Raw genomic sequence first — 17,765 nt, forward strand, 5'->3', positions numbered from 1 at the left:
CTCCTAGAGGAGCTCGACCCCTTCGTCCATCGGTTCAGAGAGGATCTCTCCGGTGAATGCGTTCACCTCGACGATATGTTTCCCCCGGATCTGCCAGATCGGGATATAGGTGAGCTGGATCGACCTCTCAATCTGGTCGCGTGGCGGCCGGAAGGTCTTCTCTTCAGAGAAGATTGCATCTCCGCTTTCGGTCTTAATCCGGACCCTCTTTGAGAGTGCTCCGATCAGGTGGGTGAGGATCTTCTCTTCTGCCTCCTTCTGAAGAATGGACGGTCTGACCATCTCGGCATCGCCTGGGATCTCTATCTCGCTGATCGCATCGAGATCGAGATCCTGGGGGAGGCCATTGACCGCACTGATGGCACCGGAACCGTTTGCATCAAAGGTGATCTGTTTTCCTTTGTACGAAGCGTCCCCTTTGCATGAATAATCATAGACCCAGGCAGGGATCATCCGGAGGCGAACCGGTCCGTTCTGGCCGGATATTCTCATCGCTTCGTCTGCAGTCGCGCGGATCGGAAGCGCCCTGATCCGTCCGGGTGGGGGGGCGTCTCCTGCCATGTGTGGTTTCATCCCTTCTCTTCCTGGTGCTGATCCCCAGGAGATGACAAGTCTCTCCCCGGAGATCCGTGCGACCGCCGCCTCTCCGGCATATCGTGCCAGATCACGATTCTGCCAGAGCACTCCCTCCTTCGGACGTATCTCCGGATTGCTTGTGTAGATCAGCTTCTTACAGGGAACCCTTTCGCCAGCATCGTCAAGATTGTATTGTGTATGGTCAAACCGGCGGGCGATAGCCGGATCATCTGTGCAGAGGGTGAGAATACACTCTCTTCCTGCAAGTGCGGAGAAGTCGAAGGGATCTCCTTCTTCTTCAATATCATATCCTGCGGCCTCAAGGATCCGGCGGATCTCATGGACGGCACGCCTCTTCACTGAATCATCCATACCCATAAGAGTGCCTCTGGAAAGAACAATATTTCGATTCCCCGCACCGGGTGCGAAGAATTTTATCCACCGGGAATTGATTTATATGTCATGGTCTCCCCTCTGAAGTTCATACACCACGCCATCGACGAACTCTCCATGCAGGTGACATATGACCCGCTTGAAAATGAGGGTGCCATCGTCTATAACCTCTTTCTAGTTCCACTTGAGGAACGTGAATATGTCATTAAAACTCTGAAGAAGGTCTCGGCAGCCGGGATAACGGTCAGTGATATGGTCCGGTTCATCGAACCCGGCGATTCGATCCATGGAAACACCGTTCCACCAGGGATGCTTGGCATCTGCACCGTCTGCAGTATCACCCTGGATGGCATCTTTCTCCGGCGTGGTATTCCGGTGAACCTGATCGGTGGCGGCATCATTGAAGTCCTTGAACACCTTCCGAGGCGGTTTACCCATATGATCCTCTATGAATCAACGACGATCGATCCCCTGCAGGTGCTTGCATCCCAGGATATCACCTCGGTGAACCATGTGATGAAGGATGGAAACGGCCGTATCCTCGGAAATATCAGGGAATGCCATATGGAGGCCGAAACCCTCCTGAATTCGGTCCTCGACGATCTCACCGCAGGCCATATATCCGGTGTCCTTGAGATGGGAATGCCAAATACCCCCCTCCTTGGCGTCTCGGTCAGTCCGCAGTATCTTGGCGTCGTTGCAATAGGGGGAACGAACCCGTTTGCCGTGATGAAGGAGGAGGGCCACTCCATCACAACCCGGGCGATGAAGGGGCTGATGGATATCAGGGAGATGGATCCCATCTCCTTCTTCTGATATCAGGAGAGCCTGGTTGCGACTTCGTGGTTATTGAAGTTCCAGTATCGGGAGAAGAACTCAACAAATCCTTTGGATCCTGAGATGAGTGCTGTGAGATCCTCTCCCGAGATGCTATGGCAGAGACCTATCCGCTCCAGGTTCGAGTAAGAGGATGGTGAGGGAACCCCGAGATCCGGTACCGTGATGCCCTTGACAATACCCTCATATCTGATATGATGAAGGCTGAGGTGATGCTCAGTGAGCGGAGAGGAATGGCTGCATATGCCACAAGCCCGGTTGTTCTTCTGGCATTTGCCGCTCTCCTGATCGGTGCCGGCTATTATATATTCAGCAGGCAAAAGAAGAAGTAATGGATGTCTGGAAAGGAGTACTGCCTGAGCCTGAGGTCAGAACGGTTGAGGATATGCGGGAGGTTCTCGCATATCCCGCCTGCGAGCAGCAGGGACCGCTGTACTATATGTACCGGGATCTGGCACTGACCGATGAGGATCATGCCATTCTCAGAGAGGGGGGGATCCGCTATGATATCACCATCATCACGCCGGGATCGGTCTGTGGCGAATTTATCAAGACGAAGGGTCATTACCACCCCGAGAGTCCGGGCGGGCTCCAGTACCCCGAGATCTATGAGGTCCTCTCCGGGAAGGGCCACTTCCTTCTTCAGTCACAGGATCTCACCGATGTGGTCCTCCATCCCGCCACAACAGGTGACAAGATCCTGATCCCGCCAGGTTTTGGGCATGTTACCATCAATCCCGGAGAGGATCCGCTTGTGATGGCAAATATCGTCTCACGGAACTTTGAGAGTGACTATTCCTTCTTCAGGGCGTACCGTGGTGCTGCGTATTATGAGACTGATGATGGCCAGTTCCTGAAAAATCCCCTCTATACCCGGGTTGCAGACCTCCGTTTCCTCGAGGCGGTGGATCACCCTGAGGTTGGTGTGGTGCGTGAGGTCCCGCTCTATGATCTCATCAGGGACCCGCTCATCCCGGATCTCATGAACCTGCCGGAAGCATTCACTCACATCTGGGAGAACTGCCTGCGAGACTGAACGCGGGCATCCTCTTGTGGACACTCCTCTTCACCATCTCGAGTACCCGCTCCTGGATCTCTCCTTCCGCCTTCCATCCGTTCTCTTCAAGGAGTGCAAGTGTGGCATCGAGAACCGGATATGTTATTCCAAGCTCTTTCTCATCGCTCTGGCCTTCCCAGAGGCCGGCGGAGGGTACCTTCTTCATGATGGTCCCAGGTATCCGAAGCTCTTCACCAAGGAGATAGACATCCTGTTTGGAGAGATGGAGGATCGGCTGGAGATCTGCTGCATTGTCTCCCCATTTGGTACAGTATCCGATGAGATACTCGGTTCTGTTCGAGGTTCCGATGACGAGCCGGTTGCTCAGGTTCGCCTGGTAGTAGAGGATCGCCATCCGGGTCCGTGCCATCAGGTTGCCGACGAGGGAAGGCTCCTCGACGAACCCGTCCATCCGGCGGTATGCATCGATGATCCCATCGATCGGGATCACCTGGAGATCAATGGAGAGATCCTGGCAGAGTCTCCTGACATCCTCTTCATCTGCTGGCGGTGTGGTTGCAGACGGGAGAAAGAAAGCAGAGACCCGGTCGCTGCCAAGAGATCCAGAGGCGAGAGCCGTGACCACCGCAGAGTCGATCCCTCCTGATACCCCGACGACGACCCCTTCTGCCCCTGCCGACCAGATCGCCTGGCGGATGAAGTTCTCTATCCGGGTCTTTTCACAGCCGATATCACACTGCATGATGATCAGGAGTTTGTTCTCCTCTGTTACTATTCTTTGGGATCGCCTGCCGCTCTCCTGATCTGCCCGCCAAGATTGGAGACTGCATACAGGGTGGATGGATGGCGATCCGTATAGTTCCTGAGTATATCCCTGACAGCCCCCGCCAGCCCCTCTCTATCCGGTTTATCCGGAAATACCTCATCATGATGAAGGGTGGCATAGAGGCGGACCTCATCCTCCCTGATCAGGAGAAACGGAGATATCCACCGGACACATCCTGGATCCTCTGTCTCTCCAAGAGATGCAATCTCCCCGGATACGAAGGCTGCCATGATCGCGGCGGCCTCTTCATCGAGGGTGGCCCCGGTGGCGACGGCGGTACACCCTTCTGCAAGCAATTGTATATCCTCCTTCAGGTCCCTGGATGGATCACGGCAACCGACAGAGAGATCAAGACCGGCAGCCAGTCGCTGTACTCTCTCTGTTGCATCTGCATCCCCCTCATCGATATGGAGGGCAGTTATTCTGATATCCCGCCTCTTCCCGGTCAGTTTGAGGAGGAGTGTGAGGGCGGCGGCGGATGCTGCTCCCCCGCTGATGGCAACCCCGATCCGGTCATGAGGCCGCAGCCACCGGTTCTTTCGGATCTCCCGCTTCGCCTTCCCCTCAAGGTCGCGGATAAAATGCTCTCTGCAGAGGTGAAGGCCCGAGTATCGCTGGCTGATGATCGCAGTCTTGTGGCACTTGGTGCATCGTATGGGTGGATCCCTCATCATCTTGGTACTATTCCTGTATCTCTTCAACATGATAATCCGATCCTGGTGAGGTGCCCATCGATACCAGGGTGATCCTCCACAATGATATTTTTCATCTATCCGATCCAAGAGTAATTACAATGCCCCCTTCAGCCGATACGGTACGGGACCTCCATAAATTTGAGTATACGATCCTCTTTGCCATAGAACGGCTGATGAAACGGTATGCCTGGGTCCCATTTGATGATCTCAAAAGGGTTACCCGTCTCTCAAAGAATGAACTTGAATATCGTCTCGGGGATCTTCTTCATAAAGATCTCGTCCGCTATGAAGGCGCACCATACCCGGGGTACTCCCTCCTCTTCAATGGGTATGATGCCCTCGCCCTCCATACCCTGACAAAACGCGGGAGCATCTCCGCCCTTGGCTCACTCATCGGTGTCGGAAAGGAGTCAGAGGTTTTTGAGGCACTCGGTCTTGGTGTCATCGTCCTCAAGTTCCACCGGGTCGGCCAGCAGTCATTCCAGTCGGTCAGGCTGAACCGGGAGTATATGAGTAAGGATGGCCACTGCCCATGGATCTTCGCCTCTGCCAGTTCTGCCGAGCAGGAGTATGAGGCCCTCCTTCGCCTCAACGGCAAGGTCCGGGTCCCCGTCCCGATCGACCGGAGCCGCCATACCATCGCGATGTCCTATGTGCCGGGGGTCAATCTCAACCAGTGTACCCTTGAGGATCCGCAGTACATTCTTGATGAGCTGATGGAGGAGATGAAGAAGATCTATGCCCTTGGTATCATCCATGCCGACTTCTCTGAGTACAACGTGATGGTCAATGAAGATCACTGCTGGATCATCGACTGGCCACAATGGGTCTCTGTCACCCATCCGAATGCAGATGAGATTCTCCTTCATGATGTTACAACAATCGTGGATTTCTTCAACCGGAAGTACCGGATGTCGCTCCAGGTCAGTGACGCACTCGATCAGGTGACCGGGTGATACCATGCGTGTCTATGGGATCGATATCGTCAAAGGTTCGGTCCGCTCACGGTCAAAACGTCCGTTATTTGCTCTCTGCCGCATTATAGATGATGAGATCGTCTCTGAGACCGAGGTCTCCCTCTTTCGGCTCATCAGAATCCTTGAGGCAGAAGAGCCCGATATCCTTGCCGTTGACAGCCTTCAGGAGGTTGCAGCAGATACAAAGGAGCTCTATATCTTCCTCCAGTCCCTCCCTCCCAAGACCGATCTCGTCTGTGTGACGGGCGGGGGGGATCACCGGGAGAGCCTCGCCCAGGTGGCAGGGAGATATAATATCACTTTTAACCGGTTCGATCCCTATGCAGAAGCGAGGACCTCGGCGAAGGTGGCTGCACTTGGTGCGGGATGCCGCGTTGAAGCGTTTGCAGACACCTGCCTCATCACCGTCTCGCGGGGCAGGTCTCCCGGGAAAGGGGGGTGGAGCCAGAACCGGTACACCCGGAAGATTCATGGGGCGGTCCGTACAAAGGCCCGTGAGATCGAGATGACCCTCCTCGATGCCGGCCTGAAGTATGAGATGAAGGAGTTCCGGGCTTTCGGTGGATACTCACGGGTCATCTTTGTCGTGTCTGCCCCGAGAGCCCATGTGCCGGTCAGGAATCTCCGGGGCTCTGATGTGCAGGTGAACGTCTCGCAGCCACGGCTTGAACGGATCCGGTTCGTCCCGCAGAGTGGGAAACCCCGGTACCTCATCGTCGGGATCGATCCCGGAACGACGATGGCGGTTGCACTCCTGAACCTCGATGGCGAACTTGTCCACCTCTCAAGCTCCCGGGTCACCTCCATCGCCGATGCAATCTCTCTCATCAGAGAGCATGGCCGCCCCCTCATCATCGCCTCGGATAAGAAGGAGATGCCCGGAACGGTCGAGAAGATCAGGCGTTCATTCAATGCGGTCCCCTTTCTTCCGAGGAGTGATATCCTTGTCCCTGAGAAGTTCGAGCTTGCCAGCCCGGTCCAGTACGAAAACGATCATGAACGGGATGCCTATGCGGCTGCGATGGTTGCGTACCGGCATTATAAAAACAAATTTGCGAGCCTCTCCAAGCGGATCCCCTCCGGTGTCGCGCTCGATGAGATCCGTGCCCGGGTGATCAGGGGCCGCTCCCTTGAGCAGGCACTCGCGGATCTCGCCCCTGCCGGTGGTGATGAAGAGCCGAAGGCCCGGGAGCCGGAAGAGCCGGAGACGGAGACACGGCGGGGGAGGCAGCGTGAATATGAGGCGATGGTCAGCCGCCTCCGCTCACTGGTATCGGAACTGTACGCAGAGGGGCAGAAGAAGGATGATGAGATCAGGCGTCTCCGCCGCACGCTCCAGAACGAACGGTCGAAGGTGAAGTCCCGTGTCCGGCGTGATAGCGAGGTTGCCCGCCTTGAAGGGATCATCAAAAATCAGAAACGGCATCTCAGGCGTGAGGAGAAGAGGAACCGGACCCTCCGCAAGCAGCTTGAACGGATGAGGACCTATGCCGATCTCCTGGATGGTGAGGATCTCGTTCCTCTCAAGGTGCTGGAGAGCCTCTCCCGCGATGCCATCCGGAGGCTTGATGCAGAGATGGGAAGAAATCCCGGAGACTGGATCTACCTTGGGAGGACGGACGGGTGGGGGAAGAGTGCGATCCGTGAACTTGCCGAGGTGCAGATCGCCGGCGTGGTCGTCCCCGATCTCTCAGTTCTCCCCCCTGATCTCGTCTCCCTCTTCCGGGAGCTGAGAATACCCCTGATAGGTGAGCAGGGGCTTGGCCTTCGTCTTCAGGGCTCGATCGGGATCTGTCTGCGGAGTGCGCTTGATGATCGGTACGCGGTCTGGCAGGAGGAGCAGGAGCGGTATGAACGAGAGAAGAAAGTTGATTCGATCGAGACACTCTTTAAGGAGTATAGATCTGAACGGGAACGTGAGGTGAGAAAAGGTGGATGATCGTGCTCTTCTGGATGGTATCCGGATGATCGTTGGGGAGAAGGAGACAACAGATGACTGTTCTGTCCTCGCAGTCGGGGATCGGTTCCTTGTGATGACGACCGATATGCTCCATGAGATGACCGACTTTCCGGCAGGCATGACCGATCATGAGATCGGATGGATGGCGGCGGCGGTGACCCTCTCTGATATCGCATCAATGGGTGCAGAGCCGGCCGATCTCCTGATGGCAGTCGGTCTTGACCGGCCGGAGCGGCTTGCCGGGATCACCGATGGTGCCGCCGACTGCTGCCGGTCGGTGGGGGCACGGCTTGCCGGGGGTGATATTGATCGGCATACAGAGCTGACGATCGTCTCAACAGCGATCGGGTTTGTTGCAGGGGATCGGATCCTCCGTCGATCCGGTGCCAGACCCGGTGATCTCGTCTGTGTGACCGGTCTGCCCGGTGCGGCAGAGGCGGGCCTGAAGGGTGATCCGAGGTTCTGGAAAAATCTCATCACGCCGATCCCGCGTGTCAGGGAGGGGATTGCCTTTGCAGAAGGCGGGGCGACGGCGATGATGGATCTCTCCGACGGGATTGTCCTCTCCCTCTATGATCTCTCACGAGCTTCCGGGGTCGGTTTCTCCCTTGACCCCGCCCTCTTCCCGCGTATTCCCGGAATGCCTGACCCTGAGGCGACGGATCTCTTCCTGTATGGTGGCGGAGACTTTGAACTGATTGCGACGATTCCGGAGGATCGGTTCCCGATCCCGGGGGTGGATGCCACCGTGATTGGTGTCGTGACAACGGAGATGGCGATCCTCTCCGGCGGCCACCCGGTCCCGCCACGCGGGTATGCCCACAGATGGGAGTGAGGGTATCTTTCGATGACTATTAATCTCTCAGTAGGTACACTCTGATCAATGTACTTTCATGCCCTGATCCCCTTCAAGCCGATCAATCCAAAGACCCGTCTCTCCTGTGTGATGAACCAGGAGGAGCGTGAAGGTTTTGCACGGGCGATGCTTGAGGATGTCGTCACCGCGGTGAACCGGACCGGGTGCTCTGCAACCCTCCTCTCCACCTCCCCGTATGCCTGCGAGACCGCACTCGTCGCCGTCAGGAATGATGGGCTGAACGAGGCGATCGACTGGGCACTCCCGCAGTTTCACTGCCCTGCCCTGATCATCATGGCTGACCTCCCCCTCGTCACCGCCGGGGCACTCCAGCGTGTCCTCTCAACCGAGGCCGATATGGCGATCGTTCCGGGGCGTGGGGGCGGGACGAACGTCGTCTTCCTAAAAAGTCCTGCCTGCTTTACGGCACAGTATTATGGCTCGAGCTTCCGGAAACATCTCGCCATGGCAAAAGAGTGCGGCTTCTCGGTCGAGGTGATCGACTCGTTCCGCCTCTCGACCGATATCGATGAGAAGGAGGATCTCGTCGAGGTCCTGATTCATGGACGGGGGAAGAGCAGGGAGTATCTTGAATCGCTCGGTTTTGTTGTCTCGGAAGAGAAGGGAAGGGTCGGGGTGACGCGGGGAGATGCTACCCCTTCCTCATCGCACCCATAAACAGGCATTCATCCGGGGCGATCGTCTCGATCCCCTCCCCTTCTCCGACGAGTTCCCGAAGACCCCGGATGATCACCACCGGGATACACTCGTCCGCCTCGCCCATCAGGAGCTCTGCTGCCGAGGCGATACAGTCCCCGACGGCCCGCCGGGTCACCTCAAGGCTTCTGCCGAAGAGATCTCTCCTCCCCCGGCAGTCGGTCACCGCCTCCATCCCGGAACACCCGATGGTGACCCCCGAGACCCCAAGCCGCATCGCATGGGTTCGTGAATCGATGATCAGGACGGCGACCTCCCGCCCGGTCCGGTCCCTGATCTCCTGCCTGATTCGTCGCGCCGAGGCATCGGCATCAGCGGGGAGGGGGATGATCGTCCCGTCAGGGGCGTTTGATCCATCCACACCCGCATTGGGGAGGAGTGTCCCGTTACGAATACAGAGGAGATATCCGGGGATGCCGCCGACGATCTCGTCGGACTCGGAGATGACAACTTCCGCCACCCGTGGATCCATCTGATACCTCTCTCCGTACCGGAGTGCCTCGGCTGAAGGGGTGACATCTGCGAGCCGGATAACCCTCCCTTCTGCGGTAGCAAGTGCCGATTCGGCGATAGTGATGATATCGCCGTCCCGGATCTCTTCGGGGGCCGACCTGATGATCCGGTCCACGATATCATCTCCCGGCGCAATGAGGCCGGTTCTGCATCCATATGCTGAAAAAGATGTATTCATTCTATTCTCTCCTGCATCTTCTCACAGACCCTGATGACATCGCGTGTCGCTCCAATATCATGGGTCCGGATCATTGCTGCCCCGGCCATCACCAGCAGTGCAGTCAGCCCGAGTGTCCCGGCGAGACGCTCCTCAGCAGGTTTTCCCAGGAGATCGCCGATGAAACTCTTCCGGGAGATGGCACCGAGAAGGGGGCGTTCGAAAGTTAAAAACTCTGAGAAGCGGCGGCAGAGATCCCAGTCATGCTCAGGTCTCCGTGACGGCACCCAGCGGCCAACACCGGGGTCAAGGATGAGATCCCTGATCCCGTACGCCGCTGCCCGTTCGGTGACGAGTGCAAGGGCCGTCATCGTCTCGTCTGCACCATGGGGATCCCCGGGCTCATGTATTGTTGCCATCGCGATGACCGGAAGCCCGCTCTCTGCGGCCCGCCCTGCAAAACGATCATCTGCAAGTCCATGAATGTCGTTGATTGCAGCAATATCATACCTGAGTGCGAGATCGAGGGCATCGGCATACATGGTATCGACAGAGACGGGGATGCCTGTCCCCTCCAGTTCCGCAAGTGAACTCTTCAGCCGGCTGCATTCCTCTTCGACGGTGATCGGCCTGCTCTGTGGTGCCGTGCTCCGGGCACCGAGATCAATCATGAGGGCACCCTCATCGATCATCCGTTCGGCATTGCTGAGGATGTTTCCTGATGGAACATATGATCCATGAAAAAAGGATTCAGGGCTTGTGTTGATGACGCCCATCAACCGGACCGGGTTCTCCCCCCCGATACCGGCTTTTCCGATCAGAGTGGTCCGCATGAACGTAGACGTGCGGAGGCGAAGGTATTCTCCATCAGGGTGGCGATCGTCATCGGGCCGACACCACCCGGTACCGGGCTGATTCCCGCCGTCTTCCACTCGACCTTATCAAAGTCCACATCGCCGCAGAGCTTCCCGTTCTCATCATAGTTTGTTCCGATATCGATGACGATGGCGCCGTCCCCGACCATCTCCGGGGTGACGAACCGTGCTTTACCGATGGCGGAGACGAGGATCTCTGCACCGGATGTCACGGCGGCGAGGTCTTGTGTCTTTGAGTGGCAGATGGTGACCGTTGCATCCGCATTGAGAAGGAGGGCGGCCATCGGCCGTCCGACATCGATACTCCTTCCGATGACGACTGCACGCCTGCCTGCAGGGTTGATGCCATACTCGGCAAGGAGGGTCATCACGCCAAGGGGAGTGCAGGGTGAAAAGACGGGTGAACCGGAGAAGAGGCGGCCGAGGTTCGTTGGATGGAATCCATCAACATCCTTCTCAGGAGATACCGCCTCGATAATTGAATGGGTATCGACCTGTGGGGGGAGGGGGAGCTGGACGAGGATACCGTCGATCATCGGATCCTCATTTAAGCGGTGGACCGTGTCGAGTACCTCCTGGGTCGTCGCCGTCCCCGGGAGATCGACAGCAATCGAGCCGATACCGACCCGCTCACATGCCCTGTGCTTCATCTTTACATAGAGCTGTGATGCCGGATCTTCTCCGACAAGGACGGTGGCGAGCCGGGGGTAGAGCCCGGACTCTTCAATCTTCTCGCGGAGGAGGGCGAGCCGCTTCTCCGATGTCTGCTTGCCATCAAGGATCATACTGCATCAGGGTAGAGGGGGAACTTCCCGCAGAGTTCGGAGACCTCTTCCTTCACCATCTTGTGGATATTTTTATCATTGATGTTCTTTAAGACGCGGCCGATCCAGTCGCCTATCATCTTCATCTCATCCTCTTTCATGCCGCGGGAGGTGACGGTCGGGGTACCGACCCGGAGTCCGGAGGTGACGAACGGACTGCGTTTCTCACGGGGGATGGTATTTTTATTGACGGTGATCCCTGCACAGCCAAGTGCCACTTCAGCTTCAAGGCCGGTGATGCCATGGTCTGAGAGGTCAAGGAGGGCGAGGTGGTTGTCGGTTCCTCCTGAGCAGACACGGAGGTCGTTCTCGGCAAGCGTCTCTGCGAGAACTCTTGCATTCTTCACAACCTGTTTTGCATACTCGACATAGGACGGCTCAAGCGCCTCTTTGAAACAGACGGCTTTTGCTGCGATGACATGCATCAGCGGGCCGCCCTGAAGGCCGGGGAAGACCGATTTGTCGATGAGCGGCCCGTCCCCCTTTCTGCAGAGGATAGCGCCACCGCGCGGACCTCTGAGGGTCTTATGCGTCGTCGTTGTGGTAAACCTGCAGACATCGATTGGTGAGTTATGGATGCCTGCTGCGACAAGACCGGCGATATGGGCGATGTCTGCGACACAGATTGCACCGACCTCGTCGGCGATCTCGCCGAATGCCTTGAAGTCGATCTCCCGTGGGTATGCTGATGCACCACAGACGATCATCTTCGGCTTCACCTGGCGTGCCATATCAGCGATTGCACTGTAGTCAAGTATCTCGGTCTCGTAGTCTACACCGTAGCTGTGGACATCATAGAGTTTCCCGCTGATGTTGACGGGCGATCCATGTGAGAGGTGGCCGCCCTGTGTCAGGCTCTGGCTCATGATGACATCCCCGGGCTGAATGGTGGCAAAATAGACCGCCTGGTTCGCCTGGCTCCCTGAATGGGGCTGGACGTTGGCATGCTCAGCGGAGAAGAGACTGCAGAGCCGGTCACGCGCAATATTCTCAACGACATCATGGTGTTCGCACCCGCCATAGTACCGCTTGCCCGGATACCCCTCGGCGTACTTGTTGCACATGATTGAGCCGGTGGCTTCCATCACTGCCCGGCTGACGACGTTTTCGGATGCGATCAGCTCAAGGCCAAAAACCTGCCTCTGTCGCTCATTCTCGATGATTGCTGCGACTTCTGGATCATCGCGTTCAAGGAATGACATATAAATAGAAATGGCGGTAAAGAGGTAATATCCTTTCTTGTCTCAGGTGAGGGCAAACAATTATCATCGGTCAGTCAGATCTTACAATAAAGGGGTTGTGCGGGAAGAATGGATGCACGAATGAAGTTTCTGGAGCATGAGCTTGAAGAGAAGGAACGGGAGCTGGTGAAGGTGAAGCGCGAAGAAGAGCCTCCCCGGGAGGCTGATGATACTGCAAGGGTGATCGTACTCGAACGGCGGGTGCGTGAGCTTGAGGCGATGCAGAAGGGCCTGATGGAAGAACTGCTCGATCTCAAGTCGGTGACGAGGAAGCTGGCACGGAGTGTTGAAGAGCGGGAGAAGGAGGAGATCCAGCCCGTTCTGATGAAAGCACCTGATGCACGCCCGCGATCCCGGGCTGCCTCCGAGGGTGTTGTCCCACAGGTCACAGTCAGACGAACTGCACGTGCTCCTGCCGCAGAGGTTCCGCCAGAACCCGAGGAGGAGATTGATCGTTCTGATATGGATCTGATCATGCAGCCTGATGGCACGCTGAAGCCGGAGAAGCGATCAGGCAACGACTATATCGTCGCAAGCAGCGGCTATGCCCCGGCATCCCAGATGAAGAAGGGGAGGATATCAAGTAATATCTATGAAGCCCCTGATGTCGATCCAAAGAGTGGGGCTGTCATCAGCAGCAATCATCCAGATGAAAAACGGCCGAGCGAGACGATCCGGCGTAAAAAATAGATTGAATAATCGAAGGTGTTTGATCTTTGCATATCACCCAGCTTGAGATCGACAACTTCAAGTCATTTGCACGAAAGACGAGGATACCTTTTGAAACAGGGTTTACTGTCATTTCAGGGCCAAATGGTTCCGGAAAGAGTAACATCCTCGATAGCATTCTTTTTGCACTGGGTATTACGTCAGCCCGTGGCCTCCGTGCGGAACGGCTGACCGATCTCATCAATTCAGGTTCTGCAAAGAATACCGCAGAGGTTATCGTCTCCTTCTCGGACGGGACACGGATCACCCGGAGGATCAAGCGGACGCCAAACGGATACTACTCCTATCACTATCTCAACGGGCGACTGAGTAAACAGAGTGAGATCCTTGCTTTTCTCTCCCGCCACGGGATCAAGCCGCATGGGTATAATATCGTGATGCAGGGGGATGTTGCCAGGATCATGGAGATGAGCGATGGCGAACGGCGGAAGATCGTCGATGAGATCGCCGGTGTCGCCGAGTTCGATCTGAAGCGTGATCAGGCGATGGCAGAGCTTGAGGTTGTCCGCGGGAGGATCGATCGTGAGGAGATCCTTCTGCATGAACTCCTCGAACGCCTCGACGTCCTCAAAAATGAACGTGAACAGGCGCTTCATTACAAAAGGCTGCAGGAGGATCTCGAATCCTTTGTAGCGATGCGGAATGTCGCCCTCCTCCGTGAGAAGAAGAGGGAGGAAGTGAGTATCCAGGGGATGATCACGGAGCATGAATCTGCGATCACCCGGATTGCCGATGATATCGCCCATGATACTCATGAACGCGACTTCCTCCGATCTGAGATGAAGGAGATTGATGAAGAGATCAGCCGGATGACCGGGCCGGAGTATCTCCGTATCCTCTCGGAGATCGAGGAGGCAAAAGGAACGATTCGCCTCTCCGAACAGGGTATCCAGCGTAATATCCGGGAACGGGAGACAAACCTGGAGGCTGTCAACCGGAAATTTGCTGATATACGCCGGTCCGAGGCGACCGTGAAGGAGAGGACAGACGGGATCAGGAATCTCTCGATCGATCGGGCAAACCTCGGAATGGAACTCTCGGGCCTGAAAGCAAAGATGGAGAAGGCAGAGAAGGAGCTTGCCGAGGCGAGTGAGGATACCGAGGGGGCTCAGGAAGAGCTCTTCTCCTCCATGGGGGATCTTGAGGAGATGAAAGCGGAGCGGTCACGCCTCCTCTCTGAGAAGGACGGCATCATCGAGAGGAGCAGAATCCGGGTCTCCGAGCGTGAACGGCTCGCCCCCCGCCTGCAGGCTGCCAGGGATGAGCGGCATGAGAAGGAGCGGGAGGTTCGCGAGGCATCTGTTGAACTGACCGATCTCCAGGAGGAGCAGCGGGCCGGTGACCAGCAGCTCTCTTCCATTGAGAAGAAGCTGATGACCCTCCGTGGATCTCATGAGGAGGTCCGGTCCAACCTCCGCTCCCTTGAGCAGAAGCAGGTACGCCTTGAGGCACAGCAGCAGGCTCAGGGGGAGGCCGGTGGACGTGCCATCGAGGCGGTTCTTGGAATGGAGGGGGTATATGGCACCATTGCCCAGCTCGGCCGGGCACCCCCTGATTATGCGACCGCGTTGAATGTCGCTGCCGGCGGGAGACTCCATCATGTTGTTGCATCCGATGATCAGATCGCCGCCGATGCCATCCGTTTCCTCAAAGAGGGGCGGCTTGGTCGTGTGACGTTTCTGCCTCTCTCAAAGCTGCGGGTCCCGCCCCCACTCCCCCCCGTCTCCGGCGATGGGATCATCGACTACGCGATCCGTCTGATTGAGTATGATCCAGCATATGAACGTGCCTTCTCGCTCATCTTCGGAACGACCCTTGTTGTCGATACGATGGAGCATGGCCGGCGGCTCCTCGGCCGCCACCGGATGGTGACCCTCGAAGGCGATCTCCTCGAGCGGACGGGAGCGATGACCGGCGGTTCGGTGAAACGTGAGATGAAGGGCTTTGGGGCGGCCGTCGATCGGGAGATCTCCCAGCTGGCAGGCCGCATCTCGGATCTCCGGCGTGAGGAGGAGGAGCTCGCCGCCGCTATTTCGCGGCAGGCGGCAGTTGCCGAAGAGCTCCGGGCAGATCGTCAGGCTGCCGGCCAGAAGGCAGCCCGTCTTGAGCTGATCATCAGCGAGTATGGAAAACGCATCGCAGCACTTGATGCCGAGATCCTGGGGCTTGAAGAATCGCTCTCGACACTTGCGGGTGGCGAGAAGGAGATTGCCGAGGAGATAGCCGCACTTGAGGAGCGGCTTGATATCCTCACCGAACGGATCGGAGAGACAAATACAAGGATTGCCGAGATCAAGAAGCGGATCGCAGAGTCTGAGACACTGCGGCTGAGCGAGCAGATCCAGGGGCTGAAGCGGCAGATCGAGGATCTTGAGCGACGTCTCCGGAACAAAGAGGCAGATATTGCGGATCTTCAGCGCGAGCGGCAGTACTTCCAGAAGAGGATCGAGGAGATGACCGCAGAGAAGGAGGCGCTCCTTGAGAAGAACATCACCCTTGAGACCGAAACACGTGGGCTTGAGGAGACGATCGCCGGGTCCAGAGAGCGGATCTCCACCCTTGAGGAGGAGCAGCGATCATTCTCGGATGAGATCGAGGGGCTCAGGCAGAAGAGGAGTGGGATTGATGAACAGATTGCTGCGATGGAGCGGAAGCTGCACCAGCATGCCCATGATAACGAGCGTCATATCATTCAGCTTGATGCTCTCAGGGAGAGGGCACAGTCGATAGCAGACGAGATCGCAGCACTCGCTCCCGATGTCTCCGGGATAGAATGCAATCTCTCTCATGAAGAGATAGAGGAGGGGATTGCGACGACGGAACGGCAGATCAGGAAGATCGGGGCGGTCAATATGCTTGCCATCGAGGAGTATGATCGTGTCAGCGCCCGTGTTTCCGAGAGGACCGAACGAAAGGAGATCCTCTCCCGCGAACGGTCAGATCTCATCGAGAGGATAGAAGGGTTTGAACGGATGAAGCGTGAGGCCTTCCTCACCTCATACCATGCCATCAATACGAATTTCAAAGAGATCTATGCCAGCCTCTCAAGCGGATGGGGGCAGTTGATCCTTGAGAATGAGGAGGATCCCTTCAGTGGCGGCCTCACGTTTGAGGTTCACCCGCAGGATAAGAAGGTGCACCGGCTGAATATGATGAGTGGTGGGGAGAAGTCGCTTGTGACGCTTGCCCTGATATTTGCTATCCAGCGGTATATGCCGGCACCCTTCTATGGTCTTGATGAGGTTGATATGCATCTTGACGGTTCAAATGTCGAGGGGATATCACGGATGATCCGGACCCTCTCAGAACAGTCTCAGTTCATCTCAATATCACTTCGGAAACCGATGATCCAGGCGGCAGATCGGATCATCGGGGTGACGATCCGGCCTGACAAGAGCACGCTTGTAACGGGTATGAAGTGCAATGTCTGAAGCGACAGCCCTGCAGGATGGTATCGCCGAGGAGCCGATCGAGATCCTCGTCCGGATGGCGGAGGAGGGGGAGATCGATCCCTGGAATATTGATATTGTTCTTGTAACGGACCGGTTCCTCGGGGAGCTTGAGCGGCGCAGGGAGCTTGACCTTCGGATCTCCGGGAGGACACTCCTCTATGCGTCAATCCTCCTTCGGATGAAGTCTGATATTCTCCTTGAACGCCATGTTGTTTCTGAAGAGGAGGAGATCATCGATGAGTATGATGATGGCGCTCTCTTCTTTGATGACGTGGTGGACTCGGATGGTGCTGGGTCACACCTGGGACCAATCGAGGCGCTTGAACGGGAGATTCAGCGAAGGATCAAAAGGAAGGAGTACCGGACGCGGCCGGTGACGCTCTACGAGCTGATCACCCAGCTGAAGCTTGCTGAGAAGGAGGAGCGGCGGCGGCAGAAACGGCGCCACCTCCCGGATGAGGATGATGATCTCCTCACGTTTGCCGATGATGTGGTGGAGATTGCCCATGATGAGGTGTACGAGGAGCTCTCCACCTCGATCCATGCAACTCTCATCTCCCTCGATCCCACCGGCCTTGAGCCGATTCCGCTCTCCCGGATCGCCTCTGAGATGCGCCTCCCTCACTTTGATGTCTATATCCCAATCCTCTTCCTGATGCTTGACGGACGGGTGGATCTCCTCCAGGAGGAGTTCTATGGGGAACTCTATATTGCGCGTTTCCCACTTGACCACCCTGAGGAGATCTGAATATGGGCAGAAGAGGGACTTTGATGGGTGTGGCACCGGCTTCGATCCCTGCAAAATCACGGCTTTATCCGAACCTTTATAAGTACGAATAGCATTCTATGTAGAGTCGCAGGAGGCAGGAGGGCGCCGCGACGGGGCACTGCTCCGCGCAAAAGCGCCCGAATCAGCCGCAACCCGGAGCATATCCGGGATTGTGGCATCCTGCCTCCGACCGGGCGCAACTCCCTTGCAGGGGGCCTGCGCCACCGGGTCCCGGCGGTATACATGCCGGGGCTCGTCAGGGTGGTGAAGAGATTCGATGGGTTCAGCTGCTTTGGCAGGAACCTATATAACCTCTCCCCGCTAACATGTATAATCTGCGCAGGAGATTC

Annotated in this window: 17 protein-coding genes; 10 read left to right on the forward strand and 7 right to left on the reverse strand. The window is 56.8% G+C overall.

Going from position 1 to position 17,765, the window contains the following annotated elements; genetic code table 11:
* Positions 1 to 3 precede the first annotated feature (3 nt).
* Positions 4 to 948 carry a hypothetical protein gene (locus RJ53_RS04740; protein ID WP_211530460.1) on the reverse strand — a complete coding sequence of 315 codons (945 nt, stop codon included), beginning with the start codon at positions 946 to 948 and terminating at the stop codon, positions 4 to 6.
* Between the two features lie 90 nt (positions 949 to 1,038).
* Here RJ53_RS04740 and RJ53_RS04745 point away from each other — a divergent pair, with 90 nt between their 5' ends.
* The 3 genes from RJ53_RS04745 to RJ53_RS04755 all read left to right on the forward strand — a co-directional run bounded on the left by RJ53_RS04745 (position 1,039) and on the right by RJ53_RS04755 (position 2,842).
* Positions 1,039 to 1,785 (forward strand): DUF128 domain-containing protein, encoded by a 747-nt coding sequence (locus tag RJ53_RS04745; protein WP_211530461.1) that lies wholly within the window; start codon positions 1,039 to 1,041, stop codon positions 1,783 to 1,785.
* A 215-nt stretch (positions 1,786 to 2,000) separates the two neighbouring features.
* Positions 2,001 to 2,138, forward strand: coding sequence for a hypothetical protein (locus RJ53_RS04750; protein ID WP_211530462.1), 138 nt, complete (start codon positions 2,001 to 2,003; stop codon positions 2,136 to 2,138).
* The gene (locus tag RJ53_RS04755) at positions 2,138 to 2,842 is read left to right on the forward strand and encodes a glucose-6-phosphate isomerase family protein (RefSeq protein ID WP_211530463.1); all 705 of its coding nucleotides are present in this window, start codon (positions 2,138 to 2,140) and stop codon (positions 2,840 to 2,842) included. Before RJ53_RS04750 ends, RJ53_RS04755 begins: the two co-directional genes overlap by 1 nt.
* Here RJ53_RS04755 and RJ53_RS04760 read toward each other — a convergent pair.
* Positions 2,808 to 3,566, reverse strand: a complete 759-nt coding sequence (locus RJ53_RS04760) for an NAD+ synthase (protein ID WP_211530464.1) — start codon at positions 3,564 to 3,566, stop codon at positions 2,808 to 2,810. The two genes, RJ53_RS04755 and RJ53_RS04760, sit on opposite strands and share 35 nt — an antisense overlap.
* Positions 3,567 to 3,595: 29 nt before the next feature.
* A complete protein-coding gene (locus RJ53_RS04765) occupies positions 3,596 to 4,324 on the reverse strand; it encodes an adenine nucleotide alpha hydrolase family protein (protein ID WP_211530465.1) in 729 nt (242 codons plus the stop codon).
* A gap of 119 nt (positions 4,325 to 4,443) precedes the next feature.
* Between RJ53_RS04765 and RJ53_RS04770 the strand changes: the two genes are divergently transcribed.
* Genes RJ53_RS04770 through cofC form a run of 4 tightly spaced genes read left to right on the forward strand, consistent with a single transcriptional unit; the run spans position 4,444 to position 8,816 of the window.
* Entirely contained in the window at positions 4,444 to 5,301 is an 858-nt protein-coding gene (locus RJ53_RS04770) for a serine/threonine-protein kinase RIO2 (protein ID WP_211530466.1), read from the forward strand.
* A 4-nt stretch (positions 5,302 to 5,305) separates the two neighbouring features.
* Entirely contained in the window at positions 5,306 to 7,261 is a 1,956-nt protein-coding gene (locus RJ53_RS04775) for a DUF460 domain-containing protein (protein ID WP_211530467.1), read from the forward strand.
* On the forward strand, positions 7,254 to 8,117 hold the full coding sequence (gene thiL, locus RJ53_RS04780; RefSeq protein ID WP_343221830.1) for a thiamine-phosphate kinase: 864 nt from the start codon (positions 7,254 to 7,256) through the stop codon (positions 8,115 to 8,117). The genes RJ53_RS04775 and thiL overlap by 8 nt, the downstream gene beginning before the upstream one ends.
* 48 nt (positions 8,118 to 8,165) lie before the next feature.
* Positions 8,166 to 8,816: a 2-phospho-L-lactate guanylyltransferase gene (cofC, locus tag RJ53_RS04785; protein ID WP_211530468.1), complete on the forward strand. Its 651-nt coding sequence runs from the start codon at positions 8,166 to 8,168 to the stop codon at positions 8,814 to 8,816.
* On the opposite strand, the gene cofE is transcribed toward cofC, so the two are convergent.
* From cofE to glyA, 4 genes are read right to left on the reverse strand one after another with little or no spacing between them, the layout of a single operon-like run.
* Positions 8,791 to 9,546, reverse strand: coding sequence for a coenzyme F420-0:L-glutamate ligase (gene cofE / locus RJ53_RS04790; RefSeq protein WP_211530469.1), 756 nt, complete (start codon positions 9,544 to 9,546; stop codon positions 8,791 to 8,793). The two genes, cofC and cofE, sit on opposite strands and share 26 nt — an antisense overlap.
* Positions 9,543 to 10,358, reverse strand: a complete 816-nt coding sequence (gene folP, locus RJ53_RS04795; protein ID WP_211530470.1) for a dihydropteroate synthase — start codon at positions 10,356 to 10,358, stop codon at positions 9,543 to 9,545. The genes cofE and folP overlap by 4 nt, the downstream gene beginning before the upstream one ends.
* Positions 10,343 to 11,185 (reverse strand): bifunctional methylenetetrahydrofolate dehydrogenase/methenyltetrahydrofolate cyclohydrolase FolD, encoded by an 843-nt coding sequence (gene folD, locus RJ53_RS04800; RefSeq protein ID WP_211530471.1) that lies wholly within the window; start codon positions 11,183 to 11,185, stop codon positions 10,343 to 10,345. Before folD ends, folP begins: the two co-directional genes overlap by 16 nt.
* Complete coding sequence (gene glyA / locus RJ53_RS04805; protein ID WP_211530472.1) at positions 11,182 to 12,426, reverse strand: serine hydroxymethyltransferase; 1,245 nt, start codon at positions 12,424 to 12,426, stop codon at positions 11,182 to 11,184. The genes folD and glyA overlap by 4 nt, the downstream gene beginning before the upstream one ends.
* A 120-nt stretch (positions 12,427 to 12,546) precedes the next feature.
* On the opposite strand from glyA, the gene RJ53_RS04810 reads away from it, so the two are divergent.
* The 3 genes from RJ53_RS04810 to RJ53_RS04820 are packed head-to-tail and all read left to right on the forward strand — an operon-like array spanning position 12,547 to position 17,394.
* Positions 12,547 to 13,155, forward strand: coding sequence for a hypothetical protein (locus tag RJ53_RS04810; protein ID WP_211530473.1), 609 nt, complete (start codon positions 12,547 to 12,549; stop codon positions 13,153 to 13,155).
* A 26-nt stretch (positions 13,156 to 13,181) separates the two neighbouring features.
* On the forward strand, positions 13,182 to 16,625 hold the full coding sequence (gene smc / locus RJ53_RS04815; RefSeq protein WP_211530474.1) for a chromosome segregation protein SMC: 3,444 nt from the start codon (positions 13,182 to 13,184) through the stop codon (positions 16,623 to 16,625).
* Positions 16,618 to 17,394: a segregation/condensation protein A gene (locus RJ53_RS04820; RefSeq protein ID WP_246495989.1), complete on the forward strand. Its 777-nt coding sequence runs from the start codon at positions 16,618 to 16,620 to the stop codon at positions 17,392 to 17,394. Before smc ends, RJ53_RS04820 begins: the two co-directional genes overlap by 8 nt.
* Positions 17,395 to 17,765: the final 371 nt, after the last annotated feature.

It is taken from the genome of Methanocalculus chunghsingensis (assembly GCF_018132105.1).
Classification (GTDB): domain Archaea; phylum Halobacteriota; class Methanomicrobia; order Methanomicrobiales; family Methanocorpusculaceae; genus Methanocalculus; species Methanocalculus chunghsingensis.